Source organism: Bacillus sp. FSL W8-0183, assembly GCF_038006825.1.
In the GTDB taxonomy this organism is placed as follows: Bacteria; Bacillota; Bacilli; order Bacillales; family Bacillaceae; genus Bacillus; species Bacillus altitudinis.
This window is the reverse complement of record NZ_JBBOVY010000001.1, coordinates 3,078,577-3,100,881: the sequence shown is the minus strand read 5'-3', so window position 1 is coordinate 3,100,881 and position 22,305 is coordinate 3,078,577. Positions and strand designations below refer to the sequence as shown.

Below are 22,305 nucleotides of genomic sequence, written 5' to 3'. Positions count from 1 at the left end.
AAGGGATCAATGAAGGTGTAAAAAATGAAAAAAAGACACTCATTCAGCGTCTCTTTCTCAAATTGCTTCTTCTATTTTCAATAGTTCTTTATCCAAGACATCCACCAACTCTTCAGTGCTAAACAAATAAATCACCACTTCTTTATTGCCATCTTCCACATGGACTTCAACCTCAATTTTTATATTGGCCGGTTCTCCAAGATACACCACTTCAAAAGTGCCCATTTTTTTCGTTTCATTGTTTTTATTCATTTTTTGAACGTTGGTGAGTATCTGTTTGATTTCTTGATCACTCAAACCAGAATCCAAAACCGAAGTGGATACACGCTTTAAAAAAGGTTCTAGCTGATCAACATCCATATTCAATCCGGCAGCGAATTGAGCATAGTGTTTGTTATAGTCTTTTGCGAACACTTCTACTGAGCCGCCAATCATCAGTAACAAGCTTAAACTAATCATGAAACGCTTTATCATCTTTCCACCTATCCTTCATTACGATCTTCTACTTCCTATATCGGCTGAACCAATCAAACCTTCATTGATTCCATTCCTTCTTAAACAATTTGTAAATCGCTCAATTTTGTTACAGCTTGTCCTCACAACTGGCTATTTCCACTCGAAAAGAGTATCATGAGAACCAAACATAAACTGTCATCAGAAAAGAGGTTGCTGAGGTTTGAGTGAACAAATCAATTGCAGGAACTGTCATGAACTGATTCCGTATCGTTCGAAAACATGTCCATCTTGCGGGATAGACAAGCCGCTTCCGAAAAAGGAACGTGTGAAGGATCGGGTGATTTTGGTTGTGGCAGGAATTGTTGTAGTGTTACTCGCTGCAATGGTACTTGGAATGGCGAATGCCTATATTGGGATTTTTAAATAAACAAAAAAGGAGTTCCGCAGATGGAACTCCTTTTTTTGATCCGTTCTTATTTATTTTCAAATAAGCTTGTGGAATGAAGCGGCTGTACACGAGCTTTCGGGTCCATGTAAGCTTTCGCGTTGTTCACAGCAGTTGGTGCTTCACCAAATCCGCTTGCAATCAATTTGACTTTTCCTTCATACGTACAGATGTCTCCTGCCGCATAGAAGCCTTCGATATTGGTTTCCATTGTGGATTTGACCACGATAGAGTTCTTTTCGATTTCAAGGCCCCATTGTTTGATTGGTCCAAGGGAGGAAACAAAACCGAAGTTGACGATCACGTCATCCACATCTAGTACTTGTTTTTTATCGCCTTTCACTTCTTCAAGCACAATTTGTTCAATGCGGTCTTCCCCAATGAGCTCAGTTGGCACAAATGGTGTCAGCACATTGACTTTCGAGTTGTGCAAGTTTTCTACACTGTGCTCATGTGCACGGAATTTATCACGACGGTGAATAATCGATACTTCTTTTGCGATTGGCTCAAGCATCAGTGCCCAGTCAACCGCAGAGTCTCCGCCGCCAAGAACAGCAACACGTCTGCCAGCGAATTGGTTCAAGTCATTGATGAAGTAATGCAGGTTGCTTCCTTCAAATGATTCTGCTGTATCTAGCTCAAGCTTTCTCGGTTGGAATGCACCGTTACCAGCTGTAATGATGATCGTTTTTGAATAATGAACCTCTTGGTTCGTAACGAGTTTGAAGATACCATCTGCTTGTTTTTCAACCGTTTCCACAGCTTGCTCTAAGCAAATGGTTTGATCAAATTTATCCATTTGTTCCTTTAAATTATCAACTAATTCTTGTGCGCGGATTTTTGGGAAACCAGCCACATCATAAATGTATTTTTCAGGGTAAAGAGCGGATAGTTGACCGCCGAGCTGAGGAAGGCTTTCAATGATTTTCACACTTGCCTGTCTCATGCCCCCGTAAAACGCAGTAAACAATCCGACTGGGCCGCCCCCGATAACGGTAATGTCATATACCTTAGAATCTTCTTGCATTCCTTAATCCTCCCAAATGAAAATTGTTATCACTATATCATATCATACCACATATCGTCGTTTGACTTGTTTTGAAAAACTTGTCGTTTTTTGATGCCGATGCTGTGAAAAGGGGAAAAAAGAGAGAAAGACCGTTTATCCTAAGGATTTTCAGTTTAAAGCCTTGAAAAAAGGAGCAGAACTCGCTATTATTGTTAAGGGAACTAAATATTAATTTTTTATGAATTTTTGTCGGATACGGTCAAATGCTTTCGTTTTTTGTAGGTGAAAGTTCAGATTTTCACATACTTATTTTTTTGTTTAAATTTCATAAAATGCCGCAAAGCGGTTGAGAATAACGATATGTAATTCTTTATCCGTTTTACAGCAAATTTAAAAAAGGTGGATGTGATTCCAGTGAATAAACCGAAAATCGTTGTATTAGGTGCAGGTTATGGCGGATTAATGACTGTAACAAGATTAACAAAACAGCTTGGCACAAATGATGCGGACATTACTCTTGTGAACAAGCATAATTATCATTACGAAACAACATGGTTACATGAAGCAAGTGCAGGTACTCTTCATCATGACCGTTGTCGTTATCAAATTAAAGATGTGATTAACAGTTCCCGTGTCAACTTTGTACAAGCAACAGTTGAAAGCATTAATAAGGAAGAGAAGAAAGTTGTGACATCAGATGGCGAACTTTCTTATGACTACCTTGTTGTTGCGCTTGGTGCTGTTCCTGAAACATTTGGTATTGCAGGACTGAAAGAATATGCATTCTCAATCTCTAACATCAACTCTGCTCGTCAGCTTCGTGAGCACATTGAACTTCAATTTGCGACATATAATACGGAAGCTGAAAAGCGTCCAGAGCGTCTGACAATCGTTGTCGGCGGTGCAGGCTTCACAGGTATTGAGTTCCTTGGTGAGCTTGGAAACCGTGTACCTGAGCTTTGCAAAGAGTATGATATTGATCAAAAAGACGTGCGTATTATCTGTGTAGAAGCTGCACCAACAGCTCTTCCAGGATTTGATCCTGAATTGATCGACTATGCGATGAACTACCTTCAAGGTAAAGGTGTTGAGTTCAAAATCGGTACAGCGATCAAAGAATGTACGCCTGAAGGCATCATTGTTGGAAAAGACGATGATACAGAAGAAATCAAAGCTGAAACTGTTGTATGGGCTGCTGGTGTACGTGGTAACCCAATCGTTGAAGAAGCTGGATTTGAAAACATGCGCGGCCGCGTAAAAGTGTCTCCAGATCTTCGTGTACCAGAAAATGAAGATGTATTCATCATCGGTGACTGCTCATTAATCATCAATGAAGAAATTAATCGTCCATACCCACCTACTGCACAAATTGCGATGCAACAAGGTGAAACAGTAGCGAAAAACCTTGCAGCACTAGTAAAAGGTGGCACGCTTGAAAGCTTTAAGCCAGACATCAAAGGAACAGTTGCTTCTCTTGGTGAACACGACGCTGTAGGTGTTGCGTTTGGTAAAAAACTTCAAGGAACAAAAGCTTCTGCAATGAAAAAAATCATCGACAACCGTTCATTATTCATGGTTGGCGGACCAGGACTTGTTCTGAAAAAAGGAAAATTCAAGTTCTTCTAAACCGATATAGACAAAAACGTGTATCCCTGTGGTACACGTTTTTTAATGTTTTACGGAATATTTTCTCACTTGGTACTGGACAGAAAAATATGTTATGATGAATTATCAGAAAATTTAGATTAAGGAGTGAGCAATATGAATGCACAAACGAAAGAAAAAAAGTCAACTTGTCAGTATTGTTCAGGAAAAGGATACTTTCAGTTATTGCTCGGCGGATCAGAAACATGTGAGGAATGTAAAGGGACAGGAAAGAAGCATTAATCTTACGGCTTTTTCCATTGATTGACTTCATCTCTATTTCCAAGTTAAACTAATGATGGGATATTTGGGGGTGGAGATGAAGTGATCAGTTTACCAGTCGTTATCATTTCAGTTATTTTATTTTTCGTGTTATTCTTTGGCATTGGCTTTTTGCTGAATATGCTGCTGAGAATGTCATGGATTATGGCAATTTTATATCCAATTGTATGCCTTTTCATTATCAATAATCAAAAGATGATTGCTTATGTAAGAGAACCAGGCATTGCTTTTTCCGGGATAGGAGACCGCATCGTTTCTCTTGCTGCGGCAGATATCATTATTTTATTAAGTGGTTTGATTGGTGCCATTGCCTCAGGTTTTGTCATCAATGCTCTTCGTAAAAGAGGCTATCAAATGTTTTAACTCACTTGTCTATACGCAAGTGGGTTTTTTTGTTTCTCCTTTGCATAGTTTCCATTTTGTTTGGAAACAAATAGATGGGTAGAGGAGTGACAAATAGAAATGAAAACATGGATGAAACGATTGTTCATGACAGCTCTGTTTATGCTTGCCTTGATGACAAGCTTTACGGGCATATCTGGCGTAGAACCAAGTGATTTAGCTGCATGGGTGAAAGAGACCGATGCCGGTAAGCACGTATCTTCTTTTTTAAAGCATCCAAAAAGGCAGACGATGGCGGTGAAAAGTGACGATTTGCGTGCTGTTTCTCTCGAAGAAGCATTTAATTGGAACGATTATCCGAAGCAAAAGGTTGTCGCCACAGGTTATACAGCAGGTGTAGAATCAACAGGTAAGACGAAAGAACATCATGCATATGGCATTACATATTCAGGCGTCAAAGTAAAACGTGATTTATATTCAACCGTGGCAGCGGACCCATCTGTCTTTCCGATAGGAACTGTCCTGTTTATCCCCAATTATGGCTATGGTGTAGTCGCAGATACTGGGAAAGCGATTAAAGGTCATAAGCTTGATTTATATTATGAAACGGTTGATGATGTGTATAGAGAATGGGGTAAAAAAGTGCTGGACGTTTATGTGATTAAAAAGGGTGAAGGAACGCTGACAGAAAAAGACTTAAATCAGTTGAATGAAGCAGAATCGATGCAAGTGTTCCGGCAGCAGTATCAAGCCAATAAAGAATAAAAAAGCTTTGGATCTCAAAAGGTCCAAAGCTTTTTCGTTTCTACATGAAGTAATAATCTAAGATGAGTGTGAGCAAAATTCCTGTTAAGCCGCCGAAGAAGACTTCAATCGGCTTATGCCCAAGAAGCTCTTTCAATTTCTTTTGCTTCTCTTTTTCTTCCGCACTTGGGAAGTTCTTTGCCTCGGCAACAAACCGGTTAAAATCTGTGACCAGTTTGTTCAGGACAGTTGCCTGTTCTCCTGCCTGTCTGCGAACACCTGTCGCATCAAACATCGTAATAATGGCAAAGATGGCGGAAATGGCAAAAATAGATGTTCCTAGCCCGTGCTCTAAAGCAACTGCTGTTGAGAGTGCTGTTACTGCTGCGGAGTGTGAACTTGGCATTCCGCCTGTGCTTGTAATGAGCGACCAATCTAGTCGTCTAGAAATGATAAATTGAATCGGTACTTTTACAAATTGTGCAAAAAAGATGGCTGCAAGGCTGGCAAGCAGCGGAAAATTCGTCAGTACGCTCATGAACAAGAAACATCCTCTCTTTAAGAAAAAATAACGTGCGAAATGATAAAGTATTTACCCTAGTAAGATAAAAAAATGATGGCAGTAAGAACTGTTGCCAAGTCCATGTTCATTATAACATTAAAGAAAGTAGATGTGGAACGAGGAGACCATGGACAGGCTGCTATTGATCGCTGCCGCTTTTTCATGATGCCCTTCCGCGTGCCAAAATATAAATGTTCTTCAAGGGAAGACAGGCTGGCAATGATCGTATCAGCACATAAATTTTGATATAATAGAAGTTCCAATGTGAAATATGGAGTTCATTGAAGGAGCGTGTGATAAATATGTTTTTCTCGACAAATGAGTTGCAACATAAAGATACACTGGCCATCGGACTTTTTCAAAAGAGCCAATTATCAGGAAAAGCAAAAGAAATGGATGAGTTACATGGAGGAAGAATCACTGAATTATTAAAAGAAGGCGATATTTCGTCTAAGCGAAATCAGCTTTCGAAATTTTTCCCATCCCCTGAAACCGGCATTAAACGCATTTATTTTGTCGGGCTTGGGAAGGAGTCAGATTACACGTTTGAAGAGGCAAAGGAAGTGTTTGCACATTTATTTAAAAAGCTTCATCAAGATAAAAAGCAAGCAGTTTCGGTTTTGCTTGATACATTCACAGGAAAGGATCTGCCTGTTCAAGATGCAGCCCATGCCCTTTCTGAAAGCTGCCTTTTAGCTACATATGAATTACAAGATTTTAAACATAAAACGAATGAACCGGATCGCTTTATCGAATTTGTTTATGCAACAACGGATCATGATGCTGCCGAAATTCAGGCAAGTTTGAAAGTGGGCGAAGTCTACGGACAATCGGTCAATTCGGCTCGTACACTTGTGAATATGCCGCCGAACATGCTCACGTCCTCTGATCTTGCATCCTATGCGGCAGAGCTTGCTTATAAATATGAATTCGAGATTGAAATTTTAGATAAAGAACAAATGGAAGAGCTCGGAATGGGCGGTATTCTAGCCGTTAATAGAGGCTCAACAGAACCACCGAAGCTGATTGTATTGAAATATCAAGGCAAGGAAGAATGGACAGACGTCATCGGCCTTGTCGGTAAAGGTATTACGTATGATACAGGTGGGTATTCCTTAAAGCCAAGAGCAAGTATGGTGGGGATGAAAACTGATATGGGCGGCTCAGCCTCTGTTTTAGGCGCAATGGAAATCATCGGTGAACTTCGTCCAGAGCAGAATGTCATTGCGGTCATCGCCTCAACAGATAATATGGTCTCAGCAGATGCGATGAAGCCAGATGATGTCATTGTCTCACTAAGCGGCAAAACAATCGAAGTGCTTAACACGGATGCAGAAGGTCGGCTTGTTTTAGCAGATGGTGTGACCTATGCGAAGCAGCATGGTGCCTCTGTGCTTGTGGATGTTGCGACATTAACAGGCGGTGTCATTGTAGCACTTGGGAATGAGACAACAGGCGTGATGACCAATAACGATGAACTGTATGCCCAGTTTAAAGAGGCATCAGAAGAATGTGGGGAAATGATTTGGCAGCTGCCAATCACCGAAAAAGATAAAAAACGAGTAAGAAACAGCAAAATGGCTGATCTGAATAACTCACCAGGTCGTGATGGTCATGCGATCATGGCAGGTGCATTCATTGGGGAATTCGCTGAAGACACCCCTTGGGTTCACTTAGATATTGCAGGAACAGCCACGACAGAAAAACCTTCATGCTTTGGACCAACAGGAGCAACAGGCGTGATGGTCAGATCATTAGCAACATTTGTGGAACGATTTGAACCGAAGAAATAAAGACAGAAGCTCTGCCAGTTGGCAGAGCTTTTTATGTAGGACATACGCCATTTGACGAAGTAAATTTTCTATGGTAACATACGTTGGTACTTTAATTATCTACTACATTAGTAAACTAAAGGATTTCGGAGGTTTCACCATGAATGCAGTTGTTTTAGCGGTTGTTTTAATGTTGATATTAAGCTTGCTGCGGGTCAATGTCGTGATTGCGTTGGCACTTGGCGCTTTAGCGGGCGGACTTGCAGGTGGATTAGGTCTAGGGGGAACAGTTCAAGCGTTCACTGACGGTCTTGGCGGAAATGCGACAGTGGCGATTAGTTACGCACTATTAGGTGCATTCGCAGCCGCACTGACGAAAACGGGTCTTCCTGATGCCATGGTCGAAGGAGCTGTGAAGCTTCTTGGAAAAGAAGGCGATTCAAGAAGAAAAACATTATCAAAAGTGCTCATTATTCTGGTCATTTTGATTGTATCTTGTTTTTCTCAAAACGTTGTTCCTGTTCATATTGCCTTTATTCCGGTCTTAATCCCGCCATTATTAAAGGTGTTTAACGAGCTTCAAATTGACCGCAGACTGCTAGCATGTGTGATGACTTTCGGACTTACTGCACCATATATTTTACTTCCGGTCGGTTTTGGACAGATTTTTCACGGAATGCTTCGTGACAACATGAAAGATGCAGGTTTAACAGTGAATTTAGCAGACATTCCGTATGCGATGCTGATTCCTGTAGGCGGCATGGTTGTTGGCTTGATCGTTTCACTCTTTGTCTATCGTAAGCCAAAAACATATGAGAATCGTGACATTACGGATGTAGAAAAATCAGCATATACAAAAAAGAGCTTATTCTTTGCTGGACTTGCGATCCTTGTATCACTTATTGTTCAGTTATATCTCTCTCAAAGCCTTGGAGTCGAAGGGATGATCTTCGGTGCGCTTGCAGGCTTGCTTGTCTTGTTTGTAACTGGAATGATGAAACGTGATGAAGCAGATGCGCTGATTACATCTGGCATGAACATGATGGCATTTATCGGATTTGTCATGCTTGTTGCAGCTGGATTTGCCAATGTTTTAACGAAAACAGGAGATATTGAATCTCTCGTCAAGGCGTCTTCTCAATTTATCGGAAACAGCCAAAGCTTAGCGGCTATTTTAATGCTATTGGTGGGTCTGCTAGTGACAATGGGCATTGGCTCATCATTTGCAACGATTCCGATTATTACGACGATCTTTGTCCCGCTTTGTTTACACTTAGGATTCAGCCCGATGGCGACTATTGCGATTATTGGTTCAGCTGCGGCGGTAGGAGATGCAGGTTCACCTGCAAGCGACAGTACACTTGGACCAACATCTGGACTGAATATGGATGGACAGCATCACCATATTTGGGGTACATGTGTCCCAACATTCGCCTTTTATAATATCCCGCTCGTCTTGTTCGGCTGGCTTGCGGCAATTATGCTATAAATGAAAAAAGGTTCCTTACTCATAGAGTAAAGGAGCCTTTTCTGATATTAGGAAGCTGTTTGTTCTTTTCGAAAGGATGTGGCTTTTGAAACTGATCGATAAATTTTAGGTGCCAGCATCGCAAGGAGGATGGTCAGCGCGTAGTCTTTTACCATAAACCACATCATGAAGAACCATGTGGTTTGATAAGAGATTGGTGCGTTCAGCCATACATTTAATGCGATGTACGTATAAGTTGTCCCGATCACATACATCACGGTCGTTCCTGCAATGGCTGCAAATAAAAAGCGGCCAAAACCAGGGTTTTGTCTTTTTTCAAGAATGAATCCGGCAAGCCATGCAGCAGGAATGTATGATAACACAAAGCCACCGCTTTTTCCTAAAATAACGCCTAGACCCGCCGAGAACTGTGCGAATACAGGTGCACCAGCGATCCCAACAAGAGCATAGACAATCATGGCCAATGCGCCAAGTCGTCTGCCCAGCAAAAGACCAGCAAGCACACAAAAAAACGGCTGCATCGTAAGTGGGATTCCGCCGACCTGTAAAAATGGCACAATGGATGTGATATTGGCTCCGATAGCCATGAGTGCAGCAAACATCCCGACGAGCACAAAGTCAGCTGTTCTTGTCTTCTTTTGCATGATATTTCCCCCTGTCTTATCTGTACAAATAGATTAAGGGGAAGAGGTTCTTTTGTCAACTTATTTTTATTTTAGGTTAACAATAAAACCCGCCCCTGAAAAGGGCGGGCTAGATATTAAGCTTCGGTCATGGAAGAGGTTTCAAGGGCTTTACTAACAGGCACATAATCATAGCCGAGATCACGAGCGACAGCTTCATAGGTGATATGTCCATTCATCACATTGACGCCTTCAGCAATCGCCTTGTTTTCTTTGATCGCTTTTGCAGCGCCTTTATTTGCAATCTGCAGTGCGTATGGGACCGTGACATTTGTTAAAGCAACTGTCGATGTTCTCGGAACCGCTCCTGGCATATTGGCAACAGCATAATGTAAAATGCCGTGCTTTTCATAAGTAGGCTGATCATGTGTTGTGATATGATCGATTGTTTCCACAATCCCGCCTTGGTCAATGGCTACATCGACAATGACAGAACCAGGCTTCATTTGTTTCACCATTTCTTCTGTGACAAGGGTTGGTGCTTTAGCACCTGGGATGAGAACCGCACAAATGAGCAGGTCTGCCTCGCTCACTGAATCTGCAATGTTAACAGGATTAGACATTAACGTTTTCATTTGATGACCAAACTGATCGTCCAGCTGACGTAATCGTTCCGCATTTACATCAATAAGGGTGACATCTGCGCCAAGTCCGATCGCCATTTTCGCTGCATTTGTTCCAACGACACCGCCGCCAATAATGGTGACTTTCCCTCTCGATACTCCTGGCACGCCGGCGAGCAAAATGCCTTTTCCGCCTTTTGGCTTTTCTAAAAATTGAGCACCAATTTGAGCAGCCATTCTACCTGCTACTTCAGACATTGGCGTTAATAGAGGGAGTGATTTTCCGTCCGTTACCGTTTCATAAGCAATGGCTGTTACACCTTTTTGTTTTAATGCTTCAGCCAAGGAGGGCTCTGCTGCAAGGTGCAAGTACGTAAATAAGATCAGACCTTCTCTGAAATAAGCATATTCTTCAGGTAATGGTTCTTTTACCTTCATAATCATATCAGAAGATGCCCACACATCTTTCGCTTGATCAAGAATCTCTGCACCAACAGATACATAATCGTCATCAGTGAAACCGCTTCCAAAACCAGCGTTCGTTTCAATTAAAATCTGGTGTCCAGCTGAAAGCAATTGAGATGCTGCTCCTGGTGTTAATGCGACCCGGTTTTCATTGTTCTTAATCTCTTTCGGAATGCCGATGATCATATCAATTCCTCCTATGCTTATCTATTGATATTGTATGTCTAGTGTATCCTGAAAGTTTAGAAAATTCTTCGGTTGAATGAAAAAATTAAAAAACGCCTCTTTGTGAAATTTCACAAAGGGACGTTTTTTAGCTTCATATCAAGATAAATGGTCATTTTCTCATTCATGTTTTTTAAATCAATTTCTGCAATGTCCGTAATCCGCTTCAGTCTGTAATTCAATGTGTTGATATGAATATTTAACTGCTTTGCGGCGATATTGGCGTTGCTGTCACAATCAATAAACCGTTCAAGGGTCTCGACGAGGTTGGAATGATGCCTGAGATCGTAATCCTCAAGCTTTGATAAAGAGTAACTGGAATAAGACGATCCCTTTCGTTTTTCAGCAAGCACATCTAAGTATTGATAAATACCCAGTTCAGAAAAGCTGTTTAATTGTTCTGTTTCCACAGGAAAGCGTTCTTTTGTTTTTAAGACGGCCAGTGCTTCTTTATAGGATGGCTGAATATGAGTAATGTGATCGTAAATTCCACCAATGGCCGCTTGAACGTCATGGAGCTGATACCGATCAGACAACTGCTTTAGCATGCCGCTTGTGAATTGTTTAATATCTTGAAGCGGATGTTCTGTTTTTGGCGAGACAAGAATAATGAATTCGTTAAAATCAACAGTCGTTAACAGCACCTGCACTTGCTGGGTTGTTTCAAGCAGATAGGAGAGCTTCTTTTCCGTATCTTCTGTGAGTTCATCACGAAGGCGAAAAATAATAATCGCATACGTGTCTGGACACCTCATCCCAAGTCTCAAGAAGAGATCAAGCATCTCATCCTTTTCATGAATATGTCCTGTGAGCATCTTCCAAAATAGCTCCTGATTGCGTTCTTCTGTTTTCGTTTTTCGAATTTGTAAATTGAGTAATTTGTTTTTCACGGCATGTGCTGCCATCTTGAGAAGGTCCATTTCTTCATCTGAAAAAGGCTGCGTGGATTCAATTGCCCAGATAAAGCCGAGCACCTCTTTGTCTTTCCATATGGAAATGGCAACCCTGCTGGATAGACCGACTTCTGCAATTTGAGGTACGCGAAGCGGTTCATCTGTTTTAAGGAGTGTAGGAATGATACCGTCTTTCCAAAGCCGATTAATGACTTTTTCCGGTACACGGCGGGAGATAATGGTTGAAGTTCTGGCGGGATCAGTGAAATCATTATGTGTGCTATAGGCTAATAATCGATGATGAGTATCTTCTATAGTAATAGGGCAATTGAGCACATCACTAATTTGGTCTGCCACATCCTCTAAACGATCAAGGCTATACTTAAATGGATCTGTCTTTTTTGTCATAAAAAACCCCTGCTTTTTCGAATATTTCACGTACTTACATTATGAAGAGAATCAGGTACGTAAATCAACAAAAAAATGCCATAATCATTAAAAAAACAAAAAGCTTGAAAAATGAGCACATTGGTCATGCGTTGATCACAAAAAGAAATAGTACAATAATAATGTAGTAAAAAATCAATAGGCGGAAAGATTCATGGAAGTGCACGCTCTTTTATTAAGAATATATGACCAAAAAACTGTTAAATACTAGATAAAGAGCGAAAAAACAGTAATTCCATAGACTCATTTTGTAAAATAAAAACAGATTTGTTTGACTGTGTATCATTTCTGTTTTTATAATAATAACGTCAAAAAATAAGTGGATTAGCCCATTATATGGCGGCTATGCACGGGAGGTAATGAGGAATATGTCAGGAATTATTCGCGTAACCCCAGAAGAACTAAGAGCGACCGCTAAGCAATATGGTGTTGAAAGTCAAGAAGTGTTAAACCAAGTTGATCGTCTAAATAGAATGATCTCTGACCTAAAAGGAATGTGGGAAGGTGCTTCTAGTGAAGCATTCGCTGATCAATACGAACAGCTTAAACCTTCATTCATCAAAATGTCTGATCTATTAACAGATGTCAGCAATCAGCTTGATCAAACTGCAAATACACTTGAAAGCACTGACCAAGACATCGCTAGCCAAATCCGCGGCTAATCAAAGGGATTTCCTTTCTAAGTGTGAAAAGCAGAAAAAGCGCCGAGTCTGTCAGTTGATGCCGGCGCTCTTTCTATTTTGTGAGGTGGAAATTTGTGTATATCGATATTACCATCGACTTAAAAAACTATGATGGCAGTGTGTTTGATTTGAGACTATCAAATTATTTACATATTAAACAAGTCATCCATATCGCCTGGCAGGCAAAACAAATCTCACTACCTAAACGAGATGGCGGATGGGTGCGTGTAGTCAATAAGAAAGCTGTGTTTTCAGGCGAATATAAGCTGTCAGACTGTGGAATCACCACAGGAGACAGGCTGGAAATACTATGAAAGGACTTTTGTAAATGGCAGATAAAAAGAGTTCCTATTTAGAAGAACAATTAGAAGCAGTCATGAAAAAAGAGGAAGGCACTTACACCTTCATTTTTCAAAGAGAGACAATTAAACTCTTAGACGGTTTAGAAGCGGCACCGATTAAAGACATCAATCCTTCATTTAAAAAAGAGATCCAATTAACCGAAGGTGAGGTCATCATTTCAATTCAACCGCCTCCTGCCTATCAGGAATTTCGTTTCATCCATGCAAAGGATGAAAAAAGCAAATGGATTTTTTCATACCAGCTTGTCGATGCAGTGTGCAAACACGACGTGAAGCGGCTGCATCCTATTGTTTCTCCTGAAAACATTGTTTTTCATCAAGGCTTAGCGCCTGCATTTTTGCATTACGGGGTCAAAGAAAGCATCCCGCCATATGAAACCGACCAACATCGTCTGTTAAAAGAGGTCAAAGCCGTCATTCTTCGAGTGGTGGACCATGAATATCAGTTTCAAGAATATTTGGCTTATCATGATACGTTGAAATTATCTGAGCTGGCAAAGGAAATAAGTGATACACAGTCACTGGAAGAATTGTCTGCTTTGATTCAACAAAAAATAGAAGCCATCGAAGCAAAAGAAAAGACGCTCTTAACCATTCCAAAAAAGAAATGGAAGATCGAACGATACATTGGACTTGGTCTCCTTGTTCTTTTGATTCCTGCATTGGTGTATACCATTTACACGTTCTTTTTCGCCATGCCGAAACAAGAAGCGTATGTGGAAGCGAACAAATATTATCTCAACAAGCAGTACAGCCAAGTGGTGGATACGCTCGAAAAATACAAAGCCGATCAAATGCCAGTCTCTCTTCAATATGAACTGGCCATTTCGTATGTGCAAACGAATCAAGGGAATCTATTGCTTGACCAGCACAAAAAAGAAATCACGGATACGTACACATTGCAGACAGACCCGCAATACTTCCTGTTCTGGATTCATATTGGACAAGGCAATAGCAAGGAAGCTCTGGATATTGCAAGGGTGCTAGGGGACGACCGATACATATTCACAGCACTCGTCGCCTACCGCAATGAAATTCAAAATGACGACAGCCTATCTGCTGAAGAAAAACAAAAACAGCTAGATCCAATCATTAAGGAAATGGCGAAGTATGAAGAAAAAGAAACAACGGAGACGAGCACCAATGACTCCTCAGATGCAAGCCAAACAGATGAAACAGCTGAACAAAAAGAGCAGTCAAAAGCCGATCAGGAGAAAAAAGAGAAAGAATCTGATGCAAAAAAGAAAACCTCTCAGACGAAAAAAGATGAGAAAAAATAATTCTTTCGATACAACTGACAGTTGGTGCTGTCCGATGAGGAGGTGGAGCGTTTGAGTCTTCTATGGGTTTTTTATGAGGAAGATTATCAAACCGTCCGTTTAGATGAGCAGTTCAACCGGGAAGCTGTGATTGGACCTGAAATAGAGCATACAGTAACGATTCCTTCCCTTTCGTTTGATGAAGGATTGATTCGTTTATCTCCAGATGAAACGAATGACGGCTTTTCTCTTTATCAGGGCGAAAAAAAGAGAGGTCACTTACTTCCACATGAACCATATCAGGTTGGTTCACTCACACTCATGTTGATGGATTCACATCATGATCAATCCATTTATTACCTAGGAAATAGAGTCGAAGTGACTATTTCAAGTGAAGAAATAGATGAAGCGGATGTGTGGAAAGAACAAGCCTATTCAATGTTTCAAGATGCCAAATCCTTCACGTTGGAAAAAATAGAAGGCACTTGGTATGTCATTCCCCAAGATGAGACGATCTATGTGAACGGGAAACAGTTGCACGGTCCACAGCAGCTTCTTGTTGGGGATGAGCTGTTTTGGAACTTTTTGACGCTGTCATTGAAAGATGATGATTTATTGCAAGTAACAGCATTTGAACCATTTCAAACACGTTTAGAAAAAACGAGGCCGCCGAGTACCGAAACGAAACAAAAATATCCTTTATATAGACGAACACCACGTTTGATTTACGATCTGCCAGATGACCGGGTGTCTTTCAGCTTTCCTTCACAGGAGAGTGAAAATAACGGCAGAGGACTTTGGCTTGTGGTTCTTCCGCCGCTTGTCATGCTGATTGTCATGGGGATCGTGGCCCTTGTTCAGCCGCGGGGTTTCTTTATTGTCGTGTCAATGGCGATGTTTATTATGACGTTAATTACTTCGTCCGTTCAATATTTTAAAGAGAAATCACAGCGCAAAAGACGAGAAGAGAAGCGGCAACGCGTTTACTCTCTTTACTTAGAAAATAAGCGGAAAGAGCTGCAAGAGCTGTATGACCGTCAACAATTTATTTTAACGTATCATTATCCATCTTTTGAACAAATGAAATATTTGACGTCAGAAATCAGCGGGCGTATTTGGGAAAAGACGCTTGTCAGTGATGATTTTTTACAGCTGCGTCTAGGGACAGGTGCAGTTCCTTCAAGTTATGAATTATCGACGAGCGGCGGCGATATGGCCAATCGTGACATCGATGACTTAATGGAACAAACCCAGCATATGCAAAACGTCTATCGCGAGGTAAAAGATGTACCGATTACGTTCGGTCTTGCGGACGGTCCAACCGGATTAATAGGAAAACCGGCAATTGTCAAAAATGAGCTTCACCAGCTTGTCGGCCAGCTTGCTTTCTCGCACAGCTATCATGATTTGAGATTTGTTTTTATCTTTAATGAACAGGAGTATGAGAACTGGGAATGGATGAAATGGCTGCCGCACTTCCAACTTCCTCATACATACGGGAAAGGGTTTATATATAACGAACAAACACGTGATCAGCTCTTGTCTTCTATTTATGAAATTTTACGAGAGCGTGATCTGGAAGAGGAAAAAGAGAAAAAAATCTTTACGCCTCACTTTGTGTTTATCGTGACAAACCATGAACTCATTGCGGAACATGTGATTTTAGAATACCTAGAAGGCAGCCGGACGGATTTAGGCATCTCAATTATCTTTGCGGCAGAAACAAAGGAAAGCTTGGCTGAAAATATTTCAACGCTTGTTCGTTACATTAACGAAGAAGAAGGAGATATTCTCATTCAGCATAAGAAGGCCGTACGAATTCCATTTCAGCTGGATGCACATGAGCGAGCGGACAATGAGTTGTTTGCCAGAACCTTAAGAACATTAGATCATCAAGTCGGGATGACCAACTCAATTCCAGAAACGGTCTCCTTCCTTGACCTGTTTCATGCCAAACAGGTAGATGACATTGGCATTCGTGAAAAATGGCTGACATCTGAAACAGCAAAGTCATTATCTGTGCCTATCGGTTATAAAGGAAAAAACGATATTGTCGATCTGAATCTGCATGAAAAAGCACATGGCCCACATGGTCTATTAGCAGGAACAACGGGATCAGGAAAAAGTGAGTTTTTACAGACGTATATTTTATCCTTGGCTGTACACTTTCACCCGCATGAAGTGGCGTTCCTGCTCATTGATTACAAAGGAGGCGGAATGGCGCAGCCGTTCCGAAATATTCCGCACTTACTTGGTACGATCACAAACATTGAAGGCAGCAAAAACTTTAGTGAAAGAGCGCTTGCCTCTATTAAAAGTGAACTGAAGAAAAGACAGCGCTTGTTTGATCAGTATCATGTGAATCATATCAATGACTATACGAAACTCTATAAAGAGAAAAAGGCGGAACAGGCGATGCCTCATTTGTTCTTAATCTCTGATGAGTTTGCTGAATTAAAAAGTGAAGAGCCAGATTTTATTAGAGAGCTTGTCAGTGCTGCGCGGATTGGACGAAGTCTCGGTGTCCATCTCATTTTGGCGACACAAAAGCCTGGCGGGGTCATTGATGATCAAATTTGGAGTAACTCCCGCTTTAAAGTCGCATTAAAGGTACAAGATGCATCAGACAGTAAGGAAATTTTGAAAAATAGTGATGCAGCGTCGATTACCGTGACAGGTCGTGGATATTTACAAGTGGGGAACAATGAAATCTATGAATTATTCCAATCGGCGTGGAGCGGTGCACCGTATATGGAAGATGGCTACGGATCAGAAGATGACATTGCCATTGTAACAGACACTGGACTGATCCCATTATCAGGGGTAAGTACAGAGCCGACTGTGAAAAAAGAGACAGTGACGGAAATTTCCGCTGTTGTGGATGAAATTGAACGTATGCAGCAGGAGCTTGGAATTGAAAAGCTTCCGAGTCCATGGCTTCCACCGCTTGAAGAACGGATTCCGAAAACACGTTATGCATCAAGTGAAGAGCACGTCTTCCATTTCGCTCTTGTCGATGAGCCAGATCAGCAAAGCCAGCATCCACTTTCTTATCAAATGATGGAGGATGGAAATATTGGCATCTTCGGTTCATCCGGCTACGGCAAATCACTTGCTGCAACCACACTGCTTATGAGCTTCGCAGAAAGATATTCACCTGAAGAATGGCATGCATATATTTATGACTTCGGTAACGGCACCTTGCTACCGCTTGCCAAACTTCCGCATACGGCTGATTATTTCTTAATGGATCAAATGAGAAAGATTCAAAAGTCGATGAAGCGTCTTCGTGAAGAGGTTGAATATCGCAAGCGTTTATTTAGACAGCAGGAAATGAGTCATATCAAAATGTACAATGCGCTGAATGAGAAAAAGCTTCCATTCATATTTATCGTGATTGACAACTTTGACATTGTGAAAGACGAAATGCATGAACTCGAATCTGAATTTATTCAGTTAAGCCGTGATGGACAATCGTTAGGCATTTATTTCTTAATCACAGCGACTCGTGTCAACGCAGTCCGTCAATCGCTTATGAACAATTTGAAAACAAAGATTGTCCATTACTTAATGGATCAAGGAGAGGCATACTCCATTATTGGCAGACCGAAATTCAGCTTAGAGCCGATTCCAGGACGAGTCATTATCAACAAAGAAGAGCTTTACTTTGCCCAAATGTTCCTGCCAGTTGAAGGAGAGAACGATCTCGAATTGTTTGAGCATTTAAAACAAGAGATCCAGCTTCTTCATGATCGCTTTGAATCAGCTGAAAAACCAAAACCTGTACCAATGCTTCCTGATAAACTGACCATTTGGGAGCTAGAGAGTCGCTTAGAAGAACAAAAACAGCCGTATGACATTCCAGTCGGACTAGATGAGGAATCTGTTGCACCTGTTTACTTTGACTTGAAGAAGAATAAACACTGCCTCATCATCGGTCAAACGCAGCGAGGGAAAACAAATGTGACAAAGCTGATGCTTGATCAGCTATTAGTAGCAAAACCTGAGAAGCTGGCTGTCTTTGATTCGATTGATCGGGGGCTCTCTCATTATGCAAAAGAAGAGAACATTGATTACCTTGAAACAAAGGATGATATCACAGAATGGGCAGAGGAAATAGATCGTTTATTCAAGGTGCGTGAAGAGATGTACGTCGAAGCTGTGCGCCGAGGAGAGACTGATCAGTTGTCGTTCTCTCAAATTGTGCTTGTGATTGATGGCATTACGCGTTTTCAGCAGACAATCGACCCGCGTCTTCAAGATCAATTGGCTGATTTCATGAAGTCATATGCACACTTAGGCTTCAGCCTGATCGCGTCAGGAAATCATACCGAATTCAGTAAAGGCTATGATGCACTCACAAACGAAATCAAACAGGTTCGTCATGCCATGTTACTGATGAAAAAATCAGAGCAAAACATCATACCGCTTCCGTATGCAAGACAAGAACCAGAGATTCAGCCAGGCTTCGGATATTTGGTTGAAAACGGGAAAGAGAAGAAAATCCAGGTTCCTTTATGTGCGGTAGAAAGGAAGAGTGTTCAATGACAGAGCAGCAAAAAAGCTCCATCAAAATCGTGTCGACCATGATACTGATTCTCGTCTTGCCGGTTCTATTTTTCCATCTCATTGGGGATGATCCGGCAAAACAGAAAAAGAATGCCACACGTAACATTGCCGTGGTCAATGAGGATATGGGGGCGAGCGAAAGTGAAAATACCGCTCGTTTCGGACAGGATGTGGTGGCGGCATTATCAGAGCGTCCAGATTACACATGGACAGTCGTCAATCGAAGTGCGGCAGAAAATGGCCTGAAAAATAGAAAGTACGATGCAGTTCTCTATATTCCATCTGACTTCTCTAAAAATGTGCTGAGCTATGATAAGGATCATCCTGAGAAGGCATCTATCCAATTCTCAATCCAAGATCAGCTCAATGCAGTGAATAAAGAAAAAGTACAAAGAGAGCTAGAAAATGCTCAAAAGAAAATGAATGAACAAATGTCGACTTTATATTGGAGTTTTGTATCACAGGAAATCGGCAATGTCAGAGAAGAGTTTGAGCATATTGTTGGCAAAGAGGTCGAATTCCAAAACACGATGTACAACTTCTATAAGCCAAATTCAAACAAACTATCTGATGCCGTCCAGCAGCAGAAGAAACAAATAGAAGAACTAAAAAATGCGATGGCCGATTCACAAAAACAGTATAAAGACGGTTTAAGTACAACAGAAGAAGCGAAAAGTCAGCTGAAGGATTTCGTAAAAGTAGTCGATCAATATCAGCAGTATCAAGACAAACAAAAGGATCTCTTGATCAAAGCGCAATCGACAAGCAAAAAACAAATCCAGCAAGGACTCAAACAGCTTGCGGAGATTCAAAACCAAAATGCCCGCAGCTTTAGCGATCAAATGGGCGGACTCAAAACCGATATCAATGGGGTCCAAAGTCAGCTTAAAACAACGGACAGCGCAATTCAATCTGTTCAAAAGGCAAGAGAAGACGCAATCCCTAAGCAATCGTCGGGATTAACGGACCTTGTGAAGGCGTCTCAAGAAGAGCTGTTGAAGAATTATGAAGGTCAATACTTAGAGGCCTATAAAAGTAAGATCATCGCCTTGCAGAATAAGCTAGAGACAAAAAGGCAAGAGCTAATCAACGCACCCGAGCAGCCAGCTGATCCTGATGATGACGGGCAATCAGATCAAGATAATGAGAACCCAGAAGAGATTGGCATTAACTTAGATGATGAAACAAATGAACTCTCGCAAATTTCATCGGAAATGAACGATCTAGCTGATCAATTAGAAGATCAGACTGCACCTCCTACTAATGAAGATGATATTGAGGGTGAAAACGGTCAGGATGCTGTTCAGCCAGATAACAGCGGCACGAATCAATCAAAAGATGACCTAAAAGCACTGTCTAATCGTTTAGAAGAAGTGAAAAAGAAGATTCAAGAAAAAGCGGCCGCTCATAACGACCAATTGAAAGACAAAGTAAGTCAAATGAGTAAGGAGCTTGAAAGCCTCACGAAAAAAGTAGAGAAGCTTGAAAAGATGATTCTGAGGTTACAAGATCGATATAACGTCATTCCGAATGAAATCAAAAATCAGGAAACCTCTATTTTAAACAAAGTGCAAGAGCTGAAACGAGTAAACTCGCCGATTGGCAACACTTTGAATACGAAAATATTTGATCAAGAGTTTAAAACAAATTCAACAAGCACCAAAAAGTTAATGGAATACTCCAATCAACTGTCTCAGCTAGAGATGATGCTTGGGAATCTATATCAACCAACAAACAACTCATCTCTACTAGACACAAAAGGAGATGAAATCCAGTCCATCCTTTCCATCAAAAAAGAAGAAACGGAAAACTGGGATACACTCAAAAATCAAATGCTGACGTCAAATGATGATGTGTCTACCTTTATTGATGAGATGCAAAAATTCTCAGATGGCTACGCAGAATACATTTCGACTCAGCAGGCAAGTATGGAACAGGAGTTAAATGCCATTTCTGAAAGTGCGGACACAGTAGCTGAACAAATGGCTGATCAAGGAGATGCGGTGTATACGGCAGACCTTGCGGGCAGTTCGATTGTTGTGAGTGCACAGGATTCAATTGGTCAGGAAGTGCTTCGTCTTTCTGAAAATATGAGCTCGTTAACCGACCGCCAAAAAGGGGTGGCCGATTATACGAATAATATTGAAGAAAGTGTCACAACCGTTCAAGAAAAAGCAGACACGTTGAACGAAAACTGGAGTAAGAATGTCAATTCTACGAAGCTTGTTCAACAAGATTTGAAGGGTATTTTAGGCAACACTTTAGACGATCAAGGCAACAGCAACTATGTGTATAACCATTTAGCCAATCCGCTGAAAATTAGCGGCGATGTGCCAGAAGAAAAAACGCAGACTGTACCGCCAGTAGTCATTTTGGTTATTGTGATGATCAGCAGTTTGTTGATTGGCTTTTTTAGCTCGTACTATGCGTCAGCGCCAATGCTGGTCAAAGGTGCACTCTTTGGTATTTTAAATCTGCTAGTCGGGCTCATGATCAGCCTGTTTGGACTCAACATTTACAAACTAGCTGATGACCAAGCCATTCAATGGTCGATCTTTACGATTTTGCTGCTAGTGGCATGCTCTGCCTTCATTCGCACAGCTTTCCTTTTCGGTTCAATTGCCGGATGGATGGCAGCAACGGCGCTTATTTTCTTCTTTGTTGCACCGTTAATTGATTTGGTCATGCCAAACTTCCATTTTACAAATCCAGTGACAGACGTGTATCTGTCCATCCAATATGGAAATGGAGACAACTTCGGTATGGGCATCACAGGGCTACTGATTTTAACGATATTGTTCATGGTCATTCCACTAGTGAAGAAGCTATGGAAAGACAAAACAGAGGAACGTGATGTCACTCATGAGGCTTAATCTATTCGTCAAAGGGATGGCACTTGGTGTCATATCCCTTTTTCTCCTCAGTCCTGCTGCTTTTGCTGCTACAGGTGAAGATACGGATACGAATGTCAAGCCGAATGAATATCAAGAAAAGAACCTCAATATTAATTCTAGTATATTGAGGGATCAAACGAAATACGAACAAAGCAAAACAACATCTAAAGTCAAAACGGACATTCACTTTGCTGACCCGCCTAAGACCTCTGGTGGTCAACTTGCGCCGCAGCTTTTTAGTGATCTGAAAGACAATCCGCCTAAAACGCCAGCTCGTATGATGAAAGAGATGGATATCTCTTTCAGCGATTCGGCTGTATCAACGCCTTCTGGCGATGATCATGAAAAGCAGAGATCGGCGCTTCTACCAATCATTTTTGGCATCTTGATCGCCTGTGGCATCATTGTCATGATCATTCTGATTCCAAAGGTGAATGTGAAGACGGAAAAGAAATAGCCTGCCTTTTGAAAAGGGCAGGCTTTTCTTTATGCAGATTGCTTGATGTGAGACCGATTC

General features: G+C 41.3%; 19 protein-coding genes. 13 read left to right on the top strand and 6 right to left on the bottom strand.

Annotation, left to right across the window (positions count from 1 at the left end; genetic code table 11):
* Positions 1–57: 57 nt before the first annotated feature.
* Positions 58–474: a hypothetical protein gene (locus NSQ64_RS16485; RefSeq protein WP_268383128.1), complete on the bottom strand. Its 417-nt coding sequence runs from the start codon at positions 472–474 to the stop codon at positions 58–60.
* Between the two features lie 202 nt (positions 475–676).
* Between NSQ64_RS16485 and NSQ64_RS16480 the strand changes: the two genes are divergently transcribed.
* Positions 677–883: a hypothetical protein gene (locus tag NSQ64_RS16480; RefSeq protein ID WP_008346803.1), complete on the top strand. Its 207-nt coding sequence runs from the start codon at positions 677–679 to the stop codon at positions 881–883.
* 46 nt (positions 884–929) lie between these two features.
* Here the strand turns inward: NSQ64_RS16480 and yumC are convergent, their stop codons facing one another.
* Positions 930–1,928, bottom strand: a complete 999-nt coding sequence (gene yumC / locus NSQ64_RS16475) for a ferredoxin--NADP reductase 2 (protein WP_039181175.1) — start codon at positions 1,926–1,928, stop codon at positions 930–932.
* Between the two features lie 390 nt (positions 1,929–2,318).
* On the opposite strand from yumC, the gene NSQ64_RS16470 reads away from it, so the two are divergent.
* The 4 genes from NSQ64_RS16470 (at position 2,319) to NSQ64_RS16455 (ending at position 4,943) form a co-directional block, all read left to right on the top strand.
* On the top strand, positions 2,319–3,536 hold the full coding sequence (locus NSQ64_RS16470; RefSeq protein ID WP_160758061.1) for an NAD(P)/FAD-dependent oxidoreductase: 1,218 nt from the start codon (positions 2,319–2,321) through the stop codon (positions 3,534–3,536).
* 135 nt (positions 3,537–3,671) lie between these two features.
* On the top strand, positions 3,672–3,797 hold the full coding sequence (locus NSQ64_RS16465; protein WP_008346797.1) for a YuiA family protein: 126 nt from the start codon (positions 3,672–3,674) through the stop codon (positions 3,795–3,797).
* 81 nt (positions 3,798–3,878) lie between these two features.
* Entirely contained in the window at positions 3,879–4,199 is a 321-nt protein-coding gene (locus tag NSQ64_RS16460; RefSeq protein ID WP_003212933.1) for a YuiB family protein, read from the top strand.
* Positions 4,200–4,298: 99 nt separating this feature from the next.
* Positions 4,299–4,943 (top strand): 3D domain-containing protein, encoded by a 645-nt coding sequence (locus tag NSQ64_RS16455; protein ID WP_341017333.1) that lies wholly within the window; start codon positions 4,299–4,301, stop codon positions 4,941–4,943.
* Between the two features lie 40 nt (positions 4,944–4,983).
* On the opposite strand, the gene NSQ64_RS16450 is transcribed toward NSQ64_RS16455, so the two are convergent.
* Entirely contained in the window at positions 4,984–5,460 is a 477-nt protein-coding gene (locus tag NSQ64_RS16450) for a divergent PAP2 family protein (protein ID WP_024719744.1), read from the bottom strand.
* A gap of 326 nt (positions 5,461–5,786) precedes the next feature.
* Here NSQ64_RS16450 and NSQ64_RS16445 point away from each other — a divergent pair, with 326 nt between their 5' ends.
* Both NSQ64_RS16445 and NSQ64_RS16440 read left to right on the top strand, forming a co-directional pair.
* On the top strand, positions 5,787–7,277 hold the full coding sequence (locus tag NSQ64_RS16445; RefSeq protein ID WP_008346787.1) for a leucyl aminopeptidase: 1,491 nt from the start codon (positions 5,787–5,789) through the stop codon (positions 7,275–7,277).
* A gap of 139 nt (positions 7,278–7,416) precedes the next feature.
* The gene (locus tag NSQ64_RS16440; protein WP_024719743.1) at positions 7,417–8,745 is read left to right on the top strand and encodes a Na+/H+ antiporter family protein; all 1,329 of its coding nucleotides are present in this window, start codon (positions 7,417–7,419) and stop codon (positions 8,743–8,745) included.
* Positions 8,746–8,792: 47 nt separating this feature from the next.
* Here the strand turns inward: NSQ64_RS16440 and NSQ64_RS16435 are convergent, their stop codons facing one another.
* The 3 genes from NSQ64_RS16435 to NSQ64_RS16425 form a co-directional block, all read right to left on the bottom strand.
* Positions 8,793–9,389: a biotin transporter BioY gene (locus NSQ64_RS16435; RefSeq protein WP_041091835.1), complete on the bottom strand. Its 597-nt coding sequence runs from the start codon at positions 9,387–9,389 to the stop codon at positions 8,793–8,795.
* A gap of 116 nt (positions 9,390–9,505) precedes the next feature.
* A complete protein-coding gene (gene ald, locus NSQ64_RS16430; protein ID WP_017358929.1) occupies positions 9,506–10,642 on the bottom strand; it encodes an alanine dehydrogenase in 1,137 nt (378 codons plus the stop codon).
* A 110-nt stretch (positions 10,643–10,752) separates the two neighbouring features.
* The gene (locus NSQ64_RS16425; protein WP_008345900.1) at positions 10,753–11,982 is read right to left on the bottom strand and encodes a PucR family transcriptional regulator; all 1,230 of its coding nucleotides are present in this window, start codon (positions 11,980–11,982) and stop codon (positions 10,753–10,755) included.
* A gap of 407 nt (positions 11,983–12,389) precedes the next feature.
* On the opposite strand from NSQ64_RS16425, the gene NSQ64_RS16420 reads away from it, so the two are divergent.
* The 6 genes from NSQ64_RS16420 to essA all read left to right on the top strand — a co-directional run bounded on the left by NSQ64_RS16420 (position 12,390) and on the right by essA (position 22,245).
* The gene (locus NSQ64_RS16420) at positions 12,390–12,683 is read left to right on the top strand and encodes a WXG100 family type VII secretion target (protein ID WP_003213769.1); all 294 of its coding nucleotides are present in this window, start codon (positions 12,390–12,392) and stop codon (positions 12,681–12,683) included.
* A gap of 95 nt (positions 12,684–12,778) precedes the next feature.
* On the top strand, positions 12,779–13,018 hold the full coding sequence (locus NSQ64_RS16415) for an EsaB/YukD family protein (RefSeq protein ID WP_008345897.1): 240 nt from the start codon (positions 12,779–12,781) through the stop codon (positions 13,016–13,018).
* Positions 13,019–13,032: 14 nt separating this feature from the next.
* Complete coding sequence (gene essB / locus NSQ64_RS16410) at positions 13,033–14,346, top strand: type VII secretion protein EssB (protein WP_008345895.1); 1,314 nt, start codon at positions 13,033–13,035, stop codon at positions 14,344–14,346.
* Positions 14,347–14,397: 51 nt separating this feature from the next.
* Complete coding sequence (essC, locus tag NSQ64_RS16405) at positions 14,398–18,873, top strand: type VII secretion protein EssC (protein ID WP_341017328.1); 4,476 nt, start codon at positions 14,398–14,400, stop codon at positions 18,871–18,873.
* Entirely contained in the window at positions 18,870–21,767 is a 2,898-nt protein-coding gene (gene esaA, locus NSQ64_RS16400) for a type VII secretion protein EsaA (RefSeq protein WP_341017326.1), read from the top strand. The genes essC and esaA overlap by 4 nt, the downstream gene beginning before the upstream one ends.
* The gene (gene essA, locus NSQ64_RS16395; protein WP_341017324.1) at positions 21,748–22,245 is read left to right on the top strand and encodes a type VII secretion protein EssA; all 498 of its coding nucleotides are present in this window, start codon (positions 21,748–21,750) and stop codon (positions 22,243–22,245) included. The genes esaA and essA overlap by 20 nt, the downstream gene beginning before the upstream one ends.
* Positions 22,246–22,305: the final 60 nt, after the last annotated feature.

What these genes read in the sequence shown, in the direction of transcription:
- ald (WP_017358929.1), bottom strand. Translation starts at nt 10,642, where the DNA reads ATGATCATCGGCATTCCGAAAGAGATTAAGAACAATGAAAACCGGGTC.
- yumC (WP_039181175.1), bottom strand. Translation starts at nt 1,928, where the DNA reads ATGCAAGAAGATTCTAAGGTATATGACATTACCGTTATCGGGGGCGGC.
- essB (WP_008345895.1), top strand. Translation starts at nt 13,033, where the DNA reads ATGGCAGATAAAAAGAGTTCCTATTTAGAAGAACAATTAGAAGCAGTC.
- NSQ64_RS16485 (WP_268383128.1), bottom strand. Translation starts at nt 474, where the DNA reads ATGATAAAGCGTTTCATGATTAGTTTAAGCTTGTTACTGATGATTGGC.
- essA (WP_341017324.1), top strand. Translation starts at nt 21,748, where the DNA reads ATGTCACTCATGAGGCTTAATCTATTCGTCAAAGGGATGGCACTTGGT.
- esaA (WP_341017326.1), top strand. Translation starts at nt 18,870, where the DNA reads ATGACAGAGCAGCAAAAAAGCTCCATCAAAATCGTGTCGACCATGATA.
- NSQ64_RS16450 (WP_024719744.1), bottom strand. Translation starts at nt 5,460, where the DNA reads ATGAGCGTACTGACGAATTTTCCGCTGCTTGCCAGCCTTGCAGCCATC.
- NSQ64_RS16435 (WP_041091835.1), bottom strand. Translation starts at nt 9,389, where the DNA reads ATGCAAAAGAAGACAAGAACAGCTGACTTTGTGCTCGTCGGGATGTTT.
- NSQ64_RS16420 (WP_003213769.1), top strand. Translation starts at nt 12,390, where the DNA reads ATGTCAGGAATTATTCGCGTAACCCCAGAAGAACTAAGAGCGACCGCT.
- NSQ64_RS16445 (WP_008346787.1), top strand. Translation starts at nt 5,787, where the DNA reads ATGTTTTTCTCGACAAATGAGTTGCAACATAAAGATACACTGGCCATC.
- NSQ64_RS16465 (WP_008346797.1), top strand. Translation starts at nt 3,672, where the DNA reads ATGAATGCACAAACGAAAGAAAAAAAGTCAACTTGTCAGTATTGTTCA.
- NSQ64_RS16455 (WP_341017333.1), top strand. Translation starts at nt 4,299, where the DNA reads ATGAAAACATGGATGAAACGATTGTTCATGACAGCTCTGTTTATGCTT.
- NSQ64_RS16425 (WP_008345900.1), bottom strand. Translation starts at nt 11,982, where the DNA reads ATGACAAAAAAGACAGATCCATTTAAGTATAGCCTTGATCGTTTAGAG.
- NSQ64_RS16440 (WP_024719743.1), top strand. Translation starts at nt 7,417, where the DNA reads ATGAATGCAGTTGTTTTAGCGGTTGTTTTAATGTTGATATTAAGCTTG.